At 58.8% G+C, this 14,653-nt stretch carries 10 protein-coding genes and 1 pseudogene; 9 read left to right on the top strand and 2 right to left on the bottom strand.

Annotated elements, in window-relative coordinates:
- The first annotated feature begins 63 nt into the window (after window positions 1-63).
- Entirely contained in the window at window positions 64-1,734 is a 1,671-nt protein-coding gene (locus tag QMX86_RS01820; RefSeq protein ID WP_073470929.1) for a bifunctional diguanylate cyclase/phosphodiesterase, read from the top strand.
- A 78-nt stretch (window positions 1,735-1,812) separates the two neighbouring features.
- On the opposite strand, the gene QMX86_RS01815 is transcribed toward QMX86_RS01820, so the two are convergent.
- The gene (locus QMX86_RS01815) at window positions 1,813-3,207 is read right to left on the bottom strand and encodes a NorM family multidrug efflux MATE transporter (protein WP_282390379.1); all 1,395 of its coding nucleotides are present in this window, start codon (window positions 3,205-3,207) and stop codon (window positions 1,813-1,815) included.
- Between the two features lie 159 nt (window positions 3,208-3,366).
- Here QMX86_RS01815 and QMX86_RS01810 point away from each other — a divergent pair, with 159 nt between their 5' ends.
- The 3 genes from QMX86_RS01810 to QMX86_RS01800 all read left to right on the top strand — a co-directional run bounded on the left by QMX86_RS01810 (window position 3,367) and on the right by QMX86_RS01800 (window position 7,861).
- Window positions 3,367-4,287, top strand: coding sequence for a LysR substrate-binding domain-containing protein (locus QMX86_RS01810; protein WP_071172126.1), 921 nt, complete (start codon window positions 3,367-3,369; stop codon window positions 4,285-4,287).
- Window positions 4,288-4,474: 187 nt separating this feature from the next.
- The gene (locus QMX86_RS01805; protein WP_016772578.1) at window positions 4,475-6,451 is read left to right on the top strand and encodes a methyl-accepting chemotaxis protein; all 1,977 of its coding nucleotides are present in this window, start codon (window positions 4,475-4,477) and stop codon (window positions 6,449-6,451) included.
- Between the two features lie 195 nt (window positions 6,452-6,646).
- Complete coding sequence (locus QMX86_RS01800; RefSeq protein WP_122751207.1) at window positions 6,647-7,861, top strand: aldose 1-epimerase family protein; 1,215 nt, start codon at window positions 6,647-6,649, stop codon at window positions 7,859-7,861.
- On the opposite strand, the pseudogene QMX86_RS01795 reads toward QMX86_RS01800, so the two are convergent.
- Window positions 7,858-8,505 (bottom strand): annotated as a pseudogene (locus tag QMX86_RS01795) (ATP-binding protein); the annotation flags it as partial. The gene QMX86_RS01800 and the pseudogene QMX86_RS01795 overlap by 4 nt on opposite strands.
- A 235-nt stretch (window positions 8,506-8,740) precedes the next feature.
- On the opposite strand from QMX86_RS01795, the gene QMX86_RS01790 reads away from it, so the two are divergent.
- From QMX86_RS01790 to QMX86_RS01770, 5 genes are all read left to right on the top strand, one after another.
- Entirely contained in the window at window positions 8,741-9,292 is a 552-nt protein-coding gene (locus tag QMX86_RS01790) for a TnsA endonuclease N-terminal domain-containing protein (RefSeq protein ID WP_225914402.1), read from the top strand.
- A complete protein-coding gene (locus tag QMX86_RS01785; RefSeq protein ID WP_217879027.1) occupies window positions 9,289-11,208 on the top strand; it encodes a Mu transposase C-terminal domain-containing protein in 1,920 nt (639 codons plus the stop codon). The genes QMX86_RS01790 and QMX86_RS01785 overlap by 4 nt, the downstream gene beginning before the upstream one ends.
- Window positions 11,205-12,098, top strand: a complete 894-nt coding sequence (locus QMX86_RS01780) for a TniB family NTP-binding protein (RefSeq protein WP_217879026.1) — start codon at window positions 11,205-11,207, stop codon at window positions 12,096-12,098. The genes QMX86_RS01785 and QMX86_RS01780 overlap by 4 nt, the downstream gene beginning before the upstream one ends.
- A gap of 548 nt (window positions 12,099-12,646) precedes the next feature.
- A complete protein-coding gene (locus QMX86_RS01775; RefSeq protein WP_225914464.1) occupies window positions 12,647-13,168 on the top strand; it encodes a hypothetical protein in 522 nt (173 codons plus the stop codon).
- A gap of 515 nt (window positions 13,169-13,683) precedes the next feature.
- Window positions 13,684-14,643: a hypothetical protein gene (locus QMX86_RS01770; RefSeq protein ID WP_282382596.1), complete on the top strand. Its 960-nt coding sequence runs from the start codon at window positions 13,684-13,686 to the stop codon at window positions 14,641-14,643.
- Window positions 14,644-14,653: the final 10 nt, after the last annotated feature.

The following is a 14,653-nucleotide window of genomic DNA, read 5'->3' as shown; positions in this document are numbered from 1 at the left end:
GTCATTGTTCAGCACACCGGCATAATGCCCCGCCTACATCATTGCAGAGTCTAGGGAGTCAGCTTGTCTACGCCTGTCGAACCCTTGCGTTTGCTGCTACTGGCGGAAGAGCCAGCGTGGACAGCGTTGTTGCGTGAGTGTCTGGCTCCGATGGGGAGCGCGGCGGTGCTGATCAGCGCGCCGAACTGGGATTCGGTCAGCCGCCTGTTCGAGGACAACCGCCATGCGGTACTGCTGACCCTGCCAGCGTTGCAACCGGCGCCCGGTCGTTGCAGCCTGCCGACCGTTCTGCTGCTGGAGCACGAACCGGCCACTGCGCCGGTCGGTGTCAGCGATTGGCTGGTGTTCGACGCTCTCGACGCCGGCATGCTCCAGCGCTGCCTGCGCCATGTGCGCGAGCGCGGCGTGCTGGAAAACACCTTGCAGCGCCTCGCCGAACAGGATCCGCTGACTGGCATCGCCAATCGCCAGGGCTTTCAGACCCTGCTTACTGCGCGTCTTGCCGAAGGCGACGGGCGCGGTCTCGCCCTCGGCCATCTTGATCTCGACAATTTTCGCCATGCCAACGACGCCCTCGGGCATCAGGCCGGGGATCGTCTGATTCTGCAGGTCGTCGCGCGGCTGAAAAGTCAGCTGGAGGCCGGCGATCAACTGGCACGGCTGGGCAGCGATGAATTCGCTCTGCTGATCGATACCCGTCGTGCACCGCAACGCGCCGAGTGGATGGCCGAACGCATTACTGAGGCGTTGGCCGAACCTTATTGGGTCGACGGCGAGAGCCTGCTGATCGGTTCCAGCCTCGGCATCGCCCATGCCCGCGCCAATGGCGGTGCCGATCCACTGATGTGGCACGCCCATATCGCCATGCAGCAGGCCAAGAGCACACAGGGCTGCACTTTTCATATCTTCAACGAACGCATCAACCGCAACGCGCGGAGCATGGCCGACCTCGAAAGCGAGCTGCGCCGGGCCTTGCGCCGCGATGAGCTGGAACTGCATTACCAGCCACGCCTGAATCTTGAGGACGGCCAGATTGTCGGCCTCGAAGCGCTGGTGCGCTGGCGTCATGGCGAGCGCGGTCTGTTGCCACCGAGCGAGTTCGTCCCGCTGGCCGAGCAGAGCGGTCTGATCGTGCCATTGGGTTACTGGGTGATTTCCCGCGCCTTACGCGACATGCAGGCCTTGCGCGAGCAGGGGCTGCCGGCGCTGCACATGGCGATCAACCTGTCGTTCCGCCAGTTTCAGGACAGCCAGTTGCTGCCGACGCTCAGCCGCCTGATTGCCGAACGTGGCGTCGAGGCGCAGTGGCTGGAATTCGAACTGACCGAAACCGCGGTGATGCGGCGCAGCGATCTGGTCAAGCAGACCATGGACGCCCTCGGCCGCCTCGGTGTGCGCTTCTCGCTGGACGATTTCGGCACCGGGTTCTCGTCGTTCGTGCACCTCAACAGCCTGCCGATCACCTTGCTGAAGATCGACAAGAGTTTTGTCGGCGGCATGGAACAGCGCGAAGAGAACCGCAAACTGGTGCACGCGATGATCAACCTCGCGCACAACCTGCACCTGGAAGTAGTCGCGGAAGGGGTCGAGACGCCGGAGCAACTGGAATTGCTGCGCGGGTTCGGCTGCGATCAGGTACAGGGTTATCTAATCAGCCGGCCGTTGCCGCTGGATGAGTTGGTGGAATATCTGACCTTTGGAGCCAGTCAGCAGGCTTCGGTGGAAGCCATTTAAAAGATCGCAGCCTTCGGCAGCTCCTACCTTGGAATGTGTTCCCTCGTAGGAGCCGCCGAAGGCTGCGATCTTTTGATCTTAATCCGCGCCGATGGCCTCGAACCTCTCTGCAACTGGCTCGCGCCGAATCATCCGCTGCATCTTCCATTCAAACGCCAGCGTCAGGCTCACCGCCGCGCAGGCCAGGCCCAACGCCAGACCCCACCAGACACCCGTCGGCCCCCAATTGAGATGGAACGCCATCCACCACGCCGCCGGCACGCCAATCAGCCAATAGCAAGCGAGCCCCACGAGAAACGTAGTCTTGGCATCCTTGAGCCCACGAATGCAGCCCATGGCAATCGTCTGCGTGCCGTCGAACAGTTCGAACCACGCCGCTACTGCCAACAGGCTCACCGCCAGACGGATCACTTCGGTAAACGCCGGATCGTTGTGGTCAAGGAACAGGCCGACCAACTGGTTCGGCCACAGCCAGAACACCAGGGCAAAGCCGAGCATCACCACCGCACCGAAAGTGATGCCGACACGCCCGGACATGCGCGCATCGACCAGTTGCCCGGCGCCATAGTGTTGGCCGACGCGCATGGTGATGGCATAGGACATCCCGGCCGGGACCATGAAGGCCACCGAAACGATCTGCAGGGCGATCTGATGCGCACCCATTTGCGTACTGCCCATGGTGCCCATGCACAGCGCAGCGAAAGCGAACAACCCGACCTCTACCGCATAGGTGCCACCGATCGGCAGGCCCAGGCGCCAGAGCTCCTTGAGGTATTGCCGGTTCGGCCGCGACAGGCCGGCGCGCAACGGATAAGCGTCATACGCCGGATGCCGGCGGATATGCCAGGCCAGCGCCAGTGCCATGCAGTTGGCGACAATCGCCGTGACCAGACCGATGCCGGTCAGACCCAACTGCGGCAGGCCGAACATGTCGGTGATCAGCGCGTAGTTGAGCAGGAAGTTGGCCACCGTACCGGCGAGGCTGATGACCATCACTGGCGTCGCCCGGCCAATCGCACTGGTAAAACCGCGCAGGGCCATGAAGCTCAGGTAACCGGGCAGGGCGAAGGGCAGGGCGATGAGAAATTGCCCGGCGGCGTTGACGTTGGTTTCGGTTTGGCCGAACAGCAGCAACACCGGTTTGAGGTTCCACAACAACAGCCCGGCGCCGAGGGCCATCAGCCAGGCCAGCCACAGTCCGGCCTGGGTCAGGCGTGCGGCACCGATGATGTCGCCGGCACCCTGACGGATTGCCACCAATGTGCCGACCGCTGCAATCACGCCGATGCAGAAAATCGACACGAACGAGTAGCTCGCGGCACCGAGGCCGCCACCGGCCAGCGCTTCGGGGCTGAGGCGCGCCATCATCAGGGTGTCGGTCAGTACCATCAGCATGTGCGCCAACTGCGAAGCAATCAGCGGCCCCGCCAGCCGCAGAATGGCCCAGAGTTCGGTACGCACAGGATGCTGCATGGTCATCACCACCCAAATTTCAGAGGGAACAGAAGAGCGTCGATTCTCGGCGCTTGGCAGGCTTTGCACAAAGGGATAAAAAGGATGGGTGGCATGATTAATACTCATCCTGAATCGTCCTGCCGAATTGGCTGTATCCCCGCTATTGGAGCTTTGTGTATGTCCCGACGCCTTCCGCCGTTGTATGCCCTGCGCGCATTCGAAGCGGCAGCGCGACACAGCTCGTTCACCCGCGCGGCGGAAGAACTGTCGATCACCCAGAGCGCGGTCAGTCGGCACATGCGCACTCTTGAAGAACACTTCGCCTGCCGGCTGTTTCACCGCAGCGGGCGCAATCTGCAACTGACCGAATCGGCGCGGCTGCTGCTACCCGGTATCCGCGAAGGCTTCGCCGCCCTTGAGCGCGCCTGCAATACCTTGCGCGCCGAGGACGACATCCTGCGCATGAAAGCGCCATCGACCCTGACCATGCGTTGGCTGCTGGCGCGGTTGAGTCGCTTCCGCCATTTGCAGCCGGGCAATGAGGTGCAACTGACCAGCGCATGGATGGATATCGATTCGGTGGACTTCAACAATGAACCGTTCGATTGCGCGGTGTTGCTCAGTGACGGGCATTTCCCGCCGGACTGGGAAGCGAGCCTGCTGTTTCCCGAGGAATTGATTCCGGTCGGCGCGCCGAACCTGCTCAATGACCAACCTTGGGACGTAGCGCGTCTGGCGGCTGCTGAACTGCTGCACCCGACCCCGGATCGCCGCGATTGGCGCAGTTGGCTGGAGCGCATGGGGCTGTCCGAGCAAGTTTCGCTTAAGGGCGGGCAAGTGTTCGATACGCTGGAGCTGGGCATGATCGCCGCGGCGCGCGGCTATGGCGTTTCGATGGGTGATCTGTTGATGGTCGCCGAAGACGTCGCGCAAGGTCGCTTGAGCCTGCCATGGCCAACCGCCGTCGCCAGTGGCCTGAATTATTACCTGGTGTGGCCGAAACCGCGTCCGGGAGGTGAACGTTTGCGCCGTCTCAGCGATTTTCTCCAAGGCGAAGTCCGCGCCATGCAATTGCCGGCGGTAGAGCGCTTGAGCTGAAACGTTCGAGCCGGCACAATGCCACTACTGCGCCATACCCACGCAATCCGCTCAAGTATTCGGATTTTCCGCCGACTACGAGCATGTGGAACCGTCGTGCCGGTTCCGCGCTACCCCCATTATTAGAATATTTTCCGGGCAATTACCGCGATCAAGGAGGATTCGGTGGCTCGGCCAGGAGCTGTTCATGTCTCAACCTCGTGCTCGGATCGCCTCGCAGCTGGGCCTTGCCCTTGCTGTGATACTGGCGATAGTCATCAGCGGCAGTACGGTGTTCGCCTTGCGTTCGCTGGATTCCGCCAACCTCGCCACCCGTGAAGAGCATCTGGCCAGTGAGGCCCGGCTGCTGGCCGATCAGCTGAGTACCTTCCACGGTACGCTGCGTGAAAGCACCCTGCGCCTGAGCGGGCTGTTCGAAAAGCGCTTCGGCAGTGGTTTGAGTGTGCACCCCGATCAGCCAGTGACCGTGGCCGGCGTGCAGACTCCGGGCCTGCATCTGGGCAACGAGGTGCTGAACAACAACTTCAAGGAAGTTGACGAGTTCAAGCAGATGACCGCTGGTGTGGCCACGGTATTCGTGCGCAGCGGCGAAGACTTCATTCGCGTCAGCACCAACGTCAGCAAGCAGGACGGCACCCGTGCCATTGGCACCGTGCTCGATCATGCCAACCCGGCGTACGCGAAGTTGATGGCGGGGCAGAGTTATGTCGGCCGCTCGTTGCTGTTCGAGCGCTACTACATGTCGCAGTACACCCCGGTGCGCGATGCGGGCGGCAAGATAATCGCCGTGCTGTACGTCGGCTTCGACTACACCGATGCGCAGAACGCGCAGTTCGCTAATCTCAAGCGCTTCCGCATTGGCAAGACCGGCTCGCTGGCGCTGCTCGACGAGCAGAACAAATGGCTGGTGCCGATTGCCGGCGTCGAAAACCTGGATCAAGCCGCCCCGACCATCAACAACCTGGTGAAAACCCCGGGCAAGGGTGAGTTCTGGAGCGACAAGGGTGAGGACTTCTACAGCATCGCCGTGCCGTTCGAAGGTGGCCCGTGGTCGGTGGTGGCGAGCATGCCGAAAGCCGAGATCCGCGCGGTGACCTGGAGTGTCGGTACGCAACTGGCGATCGGCAGCCTGCTGGCGATGTTGCTCGCGGTCGGTTCCGTGGTCTGGCTGCTGCGCAGCAAACTTGCACCGCTGGGCGATCTGGTGCGTCAGGCCGAAGCCTTGGGCGCGGGTGATCTGAGTGTGCGGCTGAACGTATCGAGCCACGATGAAATCGGTCAGCTGTCCCGCGCGTTCAACCAGATGAGCCAGGCGCTGTCGACCATGGTCGAGCACATCCGCCGCGCTTCGGAAGAGGTCAACAGCCGTGCGCAGGCGCTGTCCGGTTTGTCCGGTGGTGCTTACGAAGGCATGGAGCAACAGTCGGGCGAAATCACCAGCATGGCCGGCGCCGTGGAAGAGTTCAGCGCGACGTCGCTGAACATTGCCGACAACATGGGCGCGACCCAGCGCTTGGCGCAGGAAAACGCTCAGCAGACCCAGATCGGCCGCAGCTCGATGGAAGAAGCGTCGTCGTCGCTGGAGCAGATCGCTGGCGCGCTGAACAGCACCGCCAGCGTGATCAACACGCTGGGGCAGCGCTCGCAGGAAATCGGTGGGATTGTCGGCGTGATCACTTCGATCGCCGAGCAGACCAACCTGTTGGCACTTAACGCTGCCATCGAAGCCGCGCGTGCCGGTGAGCAGGGTCGCGGTTTTGCCGTGGTCGCGGACGAAGTGCGCAGCCTCGCCTCGCGTACCCGTCAGGCGACCGATGAAATCTCCAGCATGATCCACAGCATTCAGCAGGAAACCGGCAACGCGATCAGCACCATGGAACAGGGCAATGTGCTGATGCAGGAAGGCCTGTCGCGCAACGCCAATGTCGCCTCGGCGCTGGCGCGGATCGATGAGCAGAGCCGTTCGGCAGGCCAGCAGTTCGCCGCGATCACCACCGCCACTCAGGAACAAAGCAGCACTGCGACGTTGCTGAGCAGCAATTTGCAGAGCATCGCCTTGGCCAACAGCGAGCAGCGCGAGGTTGTCTCGAACCTGGCTGTCACCGCGAAAGAGCTGGAGAAGCTCGCGGCGGATCTGCGTTCCGAGGTTGACCGCTTCCGTTGATGCATCTTTGAAACAGCTATCGCGAGCAGGCTCGCTCCCACAATTTCCGGGGTAGTTCACAAATGGTGTGAACACCCGAAAAACCTGTGGGAGCGAGCTTGCTCGCGAATGCTCCGGCACGAACCGGTTTTTGCACTTGCTGAAACGTTTCCGCAGCGCTATAAAAATGGCACAACTCCAATAAAGGCTGCTGCCATGACCCCGCTCAAACTCCTCGTCGCCCTCGGCGCATTCTCTGCCGCTTCTCATGCCATGGCTTGGGACTATGTCCTGCTCGACGCCAGCACTCCGGCAAAAAACTGGACGATCACCAGTGAGCAACTCGGCGTAAAAACCGCCAAACCGTTTTCCGTGACCCTGCGTACCCTGCATGGCGGTCGTCAGGAGGGCGTCAGCATTGTCGATATCGATAACGGCACGATGAAGCTGTCGGTCGTGCCGACCCGTGGCATGAATGTGTTGCAGGCTTCGGTGGGCGACGTGCGGATGGGCTGGGATTCGCCGGTCAAGGACGTGGTCAACCCGGCGTTCATCGAACTCAACGGTCGCGGTGGCCTGGGCTGGCTCGAAGGTTTCAATGAACTGGTCACCCGTTGCGGTTACGAGTGGGTTGGCCATCCCGGCATGGACAACGGCGAATTGCTGACCTTGCACGGTCGCGCCGCCAACATCCCGGCCAGCACCGTCACTTTGCACATCGACGAGAAGCCGCCGTATGCCATCACGCTGCGTGGCGAGCTGAAAGAGCAGGCATTCAAGAAAGTCGATTTCTCGGTAGCGACCGAACTGGTCACCGAACCGGGCAGCGCCAGCTTCGCCCTCAACGACACCCTGACCAACAACGGCGACTATGCGAAGGAATATCAGGCGCTGTATCACAGCAATTTCAGCACGCCGTTTCTTGAGCAGGGCGCAAAGTTCGCAGCGCCGGTGAAGCAGGTTTCGCCGTTCAACGACAAGGCCAAGGGAGATCTGCCCGACTGGCAGACCTATCGCGGGCCAACCAAGGACTACGACGAAACTGTCTACAACGTCGTGCCGTATGCGGACGCCAAGGGTGACACCCTCACCGTGCTGCACAACAAGGCCGGTAGCCTCGGCGTATCCGTTGGCTTCAATACTCAGCAGCTGCCAGTGTTTTCGCTGTGGAAAAACACCGACACCCAAGGGCAGGGCTACGTCACCGGGCTGGAGCCGGGAACCAGTTTTTCCTACAACCGTCGCTATCAGCGGCCGTTGAATCTGGTGCCGACCATTGCCCCAAAAGAACATAAACAGTTCCAGATCAGCTACAGCCTGCTGGCCGACAAAGGGGCGGTGGACAAGGCCCTCAAGCGCGTGACCGAAATTCAGGCCGGGCGCGACACTGAAGTGCGTCAGGCACCGCTGGTTGATCTGACTGAGCATTAAGGTGTCGCCGGCCGGTATTGCAGTGCCTCGGCCAGATGCTCGCGGGTAATCGCATCGGCCTGTTCAAGATCCGCCAGCGTGCGCGCGACCTTGAGCAGGCGATGCGCCGAGCGCAGTGACAGGATCAATCGCTCGCAGGCCGCTTCCAGCCATTTTTCATCGGCTGTGGATAACTTGCAGTGACGCTTGAGCCCCGGCAGATCGAGAAACGCATTGGCACAGCCCTGACGTTTCTGCTGGCGCTCCCGCGCTTCGGCCACCAACGCCGCAGCGCTGGCGCTGTTTTCGCCTGGCTTGGCTGCTGGATTCAATGCGGTTGCCTCCCGCGCGACGGTCAGGTGCAGATCAATCCGATCCAGCAGCGGCCCTGACAGCTTGTTGCGATAGCGCTGGACCATGTCCGGTGTGCACGAGCATTTGCCGCTGGGTTCGCCAAGATATCCACAGGGACACGGATTCATCGCGGCAACCAATTGAAATCGCGCGGGGAAACGCACGCGATCCTTGGCCCGGGCGATGACGATATGCCCGGACTCCAACGGCTCGCGCAGCACCTCCAGAACCTTGCGATCAAACTCCGGCAACTCATCGAGAAACAGTACGCCATGGTGGGCGAGGGTGATTTCGCCGGGTTGCGGTTTCGAACTGCTGTGACATTCGGAAATAGATGCAACGCGTCTACGCTGCGGCCCGCATTCTGTCGTATGATTTACCCGAATAATTTGCAACTCAAACCTACTAATAGGTGCAACTGGCCGAATTATGGATAGCAATAGCTGCAACCAGCCTCAGTTCTCAGTTGCGAGGCGCATAAAATCTACGACGCGTAGCCTATCTGGAGTGTTTGCTTTTCGCGGACAGGGCGTTGCTTTCGAATCCATGCTTGAGCGTGACTTCCTCAGTCGCATGGATTTCAGGAAGGATGTTCTGACGGTTCTCTCGCAACCAGTGCAGTTGGATTTCGTTGCTCGCAGCGGCCGGTCTTATACCTACACCCCCGATTATCTCGTCCATTTCCATGCTCATACTCACCAGCGCCCGATGCTGGTGGAGGTCAAGCCTGCTGAAAACTGGCGTGAGAACTGGCGCGATCTGTTACCAAAATGGAAGGCAGCGTTGCGTTATGCGAAAGCGCGCGGCTGGGGCTTTCATATCTACGACGAATCGCGGATCAGAGGTCAATCGTTGAAGAACATCCAATACCTGGAGCGATTCAAGAATGCGGATTACGCGGATCAGGATCTGGACGCCATCATTCGCACGGTCGCTTTCAAGGGCTTCGCAACGATCAGCTACCTCTTGGAACTTCACTTCCAAGGTGCTGAAGCCTTAGGCAAGTCCCACATCTTTCATCTCATCGCGACCCGTCAGCTCGATTGCGACATTTCCGGGCCTTTGAGCGATTCGCTAGAAGTCATGGTGGCCGAATGAATGAAGCCGTGAGTGGACAGCTGCACAGCGGGAAGATCGACAGGTCGTTCGTCAATATCGCGCCGGGCGAGGTTGCCTGTTACCAGAAAGAGGTCTTCCGGATCACCCAGGTATTGGATTTCCAAGCGGTGCTCGCGATCAATGTTGAAACCGGGCAACCGAAGGTAATTCAGATTGGCGAGCTCAAGCCCTTTCTTGAAGGTAAGGTCAAAGGGCCGTATGCCGATTACGACCTAGAAGACATCGGTGCCGAGGAATGGGTCATTGCACAGAAACGCTATGCAGTCATTGCACCACTTCTGGGTATCGACGGTCAGGCACGCAGCGTGGTCGAGCAGCGCGCGAAAGATGCCGGTGTTGATGCCGTTACCGTTTACCGATGGCTGCGCCGTTACAAAGAGCAAGGCGAAGTCACTGCACTTATCCCGCTCAAGCGTGGATGGGGTAAAGGTCGCTCCAGGATCTCTGAAGGCGTAGAGAAAGTTATTGCTGAGACCATTAACGATTTTTACCTGACCGAGCAACGCCCTGATGTTGCTTCGACGGTCTACGAAGTTAAAAGACGTTGCAAAGCATTGAAGCTGTCTCCCCCAACCGTATCGACGGTGCGGACACGCATCAAGAACATTCCTGAACGGACGCGTTTACGAAAGCGTGGAGACAGAGAGCTCGCGGGTAATAAATACGATCCACGTCCTGGTGGACTCAACACTGAATACCCCCTCCAGATCGTTCAGATCGATCACACGCCGGCTGACATGATCGTTGTCGATGACGTCCACCGACGTCCTATCGGTCGTCCTTGGCTGACACTTGCAATCTGTGTGTACTCGCGAATGGTGACCGGTTATTACCTGTCGATGGATGCCCCGTCTGCGGTGTCGGTGGCGATGTGTGTTGTCCATTCCATCTTGCCAAAGGAGAAGTGGCTTGCGCTTCATGGGGTGGAAGCTGAATGGCCGGTATGGGGAAAAATGGGCACGCTGCACAGCGATAACGGCGCAGACTTCAAGACCAACAGCCTTGTACAGTCCTGTGTGAACCACAATATCCGTCGTGACTTCAGGCCTAAGAAGAACCCGCAATGGGGCGGACATATCGAACGCTGGATGGGCACGTTCGCCGGTATCAACAAAAAAGACCGGGGTGCCACCTTCAGCAATCCTGCCGAACGCCGTGAATACGACTCGGAAAAGCAATCGATCTATACGTTTGCAGAATACGAGCAGCGGTTGGTCAGGAACATCATCAAGTACAACAACCAGTTCCATGAAGAGATCGACATGTCGCCGCTCAGAAAGTGGAATTTGGCGTTTTTCGGGGACAAAGAGCACGACCCGATTGTGCCGCTCCCGCCCAGAGTCGTGGATCCTTGGGGTTTTCAACTCGACTTCCTGCCTTCGACTCTACGAACCATACACCCCTACGGTGTGGAAATGGATGCAATGTACTTCGCTGAAGTTCTGCGTCCCTGGATAGGTGCAACCGATCCAAAAACAGGCAAGGCCCGAAAATTCCTTTTCCGGCGAGACCCTCGGGACATCAATCGAATCTGGTTCTACGAACCTGCGTTGAAAGAGCATTTCGAGGTGCCGATCATTCGCGGCCGGTACGCCGGCGTTACAGTTGGTGAGTACGTCAACGCCAAGAAAAAAGCGAGGAAATCGGGACGAGGCGCGGTCAACCACGACGTCATAGACCGGATGTTGGATGAGAATAAGCAGCAAGAGAACGAGGCGGCCATACGCACCAAACAGGCCCGCAAAAGTGCTCAGAAGCGTACGAACAACGCCAAGCAAACTACACCGGCACGGCCCACGCCACGCGTCGAGCCGAAGTTTCCACCTACTGGTTTACCTGAATCGCCGCAGCTGTTGTCGGTAGATGAAGTGGACACCTTCGGAGAAGTCTGGTGACCGATTACGCTCATATCACGCCCCAGTTCAGAGACGTGATGCAAAAGCCCGATCTTGATCGGCTCGCATTTCTGGATGAGCCGCGCTGGGTTGATTACCAAGCGGCTAAGAATCTGATGGATATCCTCAACGGCCTGTTACGAAAACCCGAGCGTCCTCGCATGCCAAACCTCATGCTTGTCGGAGAATCCAACACTGGCAAAACAACGGTGGTCACGCGGTTCAAGGAGCTATCAGGTCAGCCCTACATCAGCGACGATGCGGTGAGCGTGCGGCCTGTGATCTGTGCCGAAGTCCACAAACCCGACGAGCGAGAGTTATATAACGCCATCCTCAGGGAGTTCTGGGCACCACACAATCCAGTCGCGCCGCTAGAAAAGCTTCGACATCAGGCCATCCATCTCTTGCGTGATGCGCGCACTCGCATGCTCATCCTTGATGAAGTGCATACGATCAATAACGGATCGGCTGCCAAGCGTATGGATGTCATGAACGAGTTGAAGATGCTCTCGAACATTCTCCACATACCTCTGGTGCTGGTCGGCACACGAACGGCACTTCAGCTACTGGTGCTGGATTCGCAGTACTCAAGTCGGTTCGAGGTGGTTTCGCTGCCCAACTGGTCAATCAATGTGGATTTCCAGCGCTTCCTTAAAAGCTTTGAGTCAGTGCTCCCGCTCAAATTCGCTTCGAAACTTTACTCGCCGGAGCTCACCCCGCTCATTCACGCGATCTCCAATGGCAACACGGGCAATATCGAATACCTTTTACGTGAGTGCGCACGAGAAGCGATCCGAAACGGTTCGGAAGTGATTGACCGTCGATTGCTTGAGAAAAACCAATGGATGCGTCCTACCAGTGCAGATGGGGTGCGGGAGCGAGTCCTGTAAATGCAGTGTGGCCGTTAGTGCCATCTCTTCTCCCTGACGAAGTCATCTCATCCTGGTTGATGCGTTGTGCTTTGGCGCAGGGTTGCGATGCAACGACGCTCACAGGAGAAGTCTGGCCAAGGCTGAGGTTTTGGTGCAGTGATCCGGACAGAAAGTTATCGATTGAACAAACCCTGCGTTTAAATCGACTCTCGGGTATTCCAGCGGCCGCGCTACATGCGGCCACTTTGCAGCCGCTGCATCAGATGATGACGGGTACTTCGAGTTTTCCAAGGGGGATAGCTCCCTGGTTTCTTTGTCTGGGAAGTCGAAACCGCCGCCGATGCGGGGGGCTCCAATACTGCCCCAAATGCTTCAAGGAACACGTCCCCCATTACTTGATACAGGATCGCTTGGCTTGGCACAGCGCGTGTCCGGTTCACCTGGCGATCCTGCTCAATCGCTGTGAAAGCTGCAAAGCGCCGCTTTGCCCCCAACTGCTGTCACCTCCTGAAGGGACGTTAGGTCGGTGTCATCGGTGCGGATATGAGCTGTACCTCGCCGCAACCGTGGCGGCACCGGACAAGGCTCTGCGTTTCCAGCATGCCACCGATGAGTTGTTTTTCCGGCCGGCGCTCGGCTATGGCAGGCACCATCTGCCGCTCGCTGAATGGTTTGCTCTTGCACGCTGGATGATTGGTATATTGCGCACCGCAGCGCGTGCACCGAGCCCCTGTACGGAGACGTTTTTCCGTGAGCTTGGTGTCAACCTGCGCGAGCTGAAGTCTCCACCTATAGGGCTGCCGTTCGAGTACTTATCCCCCTTAGATCGCGCAAGCCTTCTTGCTAACGTCTGGAGCATGTTGGAGATCGGTCCCGAGCAGTTGATCGCGGTGGCCGAACGTGAACATATTCGGCCATCGCTGTTGCTACCGCGCTCAGGAGGATTACCGTCTTCAATTGCCGGGCTTGCCGCAGTGCTGAAAAGCAGGCGATACCGCAACAACAGCCTGTCTCCAATCGACAATCCGCGCTCTGTGAAGAGCGTGTTGATGAGATGGCAACGATTGCTCAGGAAGTTTCAACGATGACGCCCCCAGAATTGCCGCTGCAATGCGATGAGTGCCACTGCATCGCTACGAAGATTCACCGCATCCACAGGGGGCGGCGATTCTGCAATACCTGCTATGCCCGACTGTTCAAACGCAGGTTGTGTTCGGGCTGCGGGAATTTTGGCCGGCTACCCATATTTGAAAAGGATGCCAAGTGCATCCGCTGCCAATCGAAAGCACCTTGTGTGCGATGCAATCAGACCGGAAAGCCGGTTGGGTTGATGACGCTTTATGGCCCGGCATGTAGCAGTTGTGCTCATCACTTTTCCGAGCCTGAACCGTGCGAGCGGTGCGGCAAGCTGTCAACAAAATTAACCCGCGTTCTGGCGATCGATCCGGATGTGCGCTGCTGTCCTCAATGCGCAAGAGAAGGCGCGGCAACATGCCCGGATTGCCGGCATCATCGTTTCTTGGTTCAAGGGGACGATGGTCGGATGCGGTGTAAGTTGTGCGCTGAAAAGGGCGTGGTTCGGTGCGCCACTTGCGCTCAGCTGATGCCGGCGGGACGTAATAGCGAATGTGAAAACTGCGCTTGGCAAAGGAGCTTTGATCGGCGCGCGCGCATTCATGTCGAGACCTTCGACAATGCCGGCACGCGTCAGCGTTTCGATGAGTTCTGTCAGTGGCTCAAGCACGAGATGGGCGCTCACAAGGCTGCGCTGAGACTCAAACACTACGTGCCCTTTTTCAGCTTTCTGGACTCACATCCTGTTGGTCTGCCTTCGTACGCTTTCTTGCTGGAGCACTTCAGCGCCGAAGGACTTCGCCGGATGCAGACCCCGATGCTTTGGCTCAATACTCGGTACGGCGTCACGGCCGATGAACAACTGCGCAAGGAACATTCTGAAAAGCGCAGAATTCAAGAGATGATCGGCTCGACGCCCGCTGGTGTCGGCCGGGATGCGTTACTGGGGTATTGGGCATACCTGCGGACTAGGCAAGCTGATGGGGGCACGTCGATCAGCTCTGTCCGGCTTTCCTTGCGCGCCGCAAAAAATGTGATGGCCTCGGCTTCCCAGCTGTTTGATACGTTGCCCTCGCAGAAGACGGTCACGGCCTACCTCACGCAGACGCCGGGACAACATGCGGCTGCACAGGGTTTTATCGGTTTCCTGAACCGTACCCATGGCCTTAGTTTGAAAACAGAGCTGAGCGCGCGCGCGGTGGCACGGGCAAAAAACCAGAAGCTGGAAGCGAAACTGTACGGCCTGTACTCCACGGGTGGCGAGGGGGAAGCCTTCGAACGTACCTGGATCAAGACCGCCCTAATGCTTTTGCACAAAGTGAAAAGCGTTAACAAAAAGACGCTGAATTACGAGGCGATGACCATGCAGGACGTGGCTGGCTTTAATGTGGTGCTCAACGCAAAAGCCTATTGGGTGCCAGGTCCGACGTCGGCTCCGAGCTTTGCGAGCGAGTCCGCCCGGCGGCCGCCTGATGACGCTAATGAGTAACGTTTTCGTG

Origin of the sequence: Pseudomonas sp. PS01270, assembly GCF_029959775.1 — a bacterium.
In the GTDB taxonomy this organism is placed as follows: Bacteria; Pseudomonadota; Gammaproteobacteria; order Pseudomonadales; family Pseudomonadaceae; genus Aquipseudomonas; species Aquipseudomonas atacamensis.
Note: the sequence above shows the minus strand (reverse complement) of the source record. Positions and strands in the feature narration are given on the sequence as shown.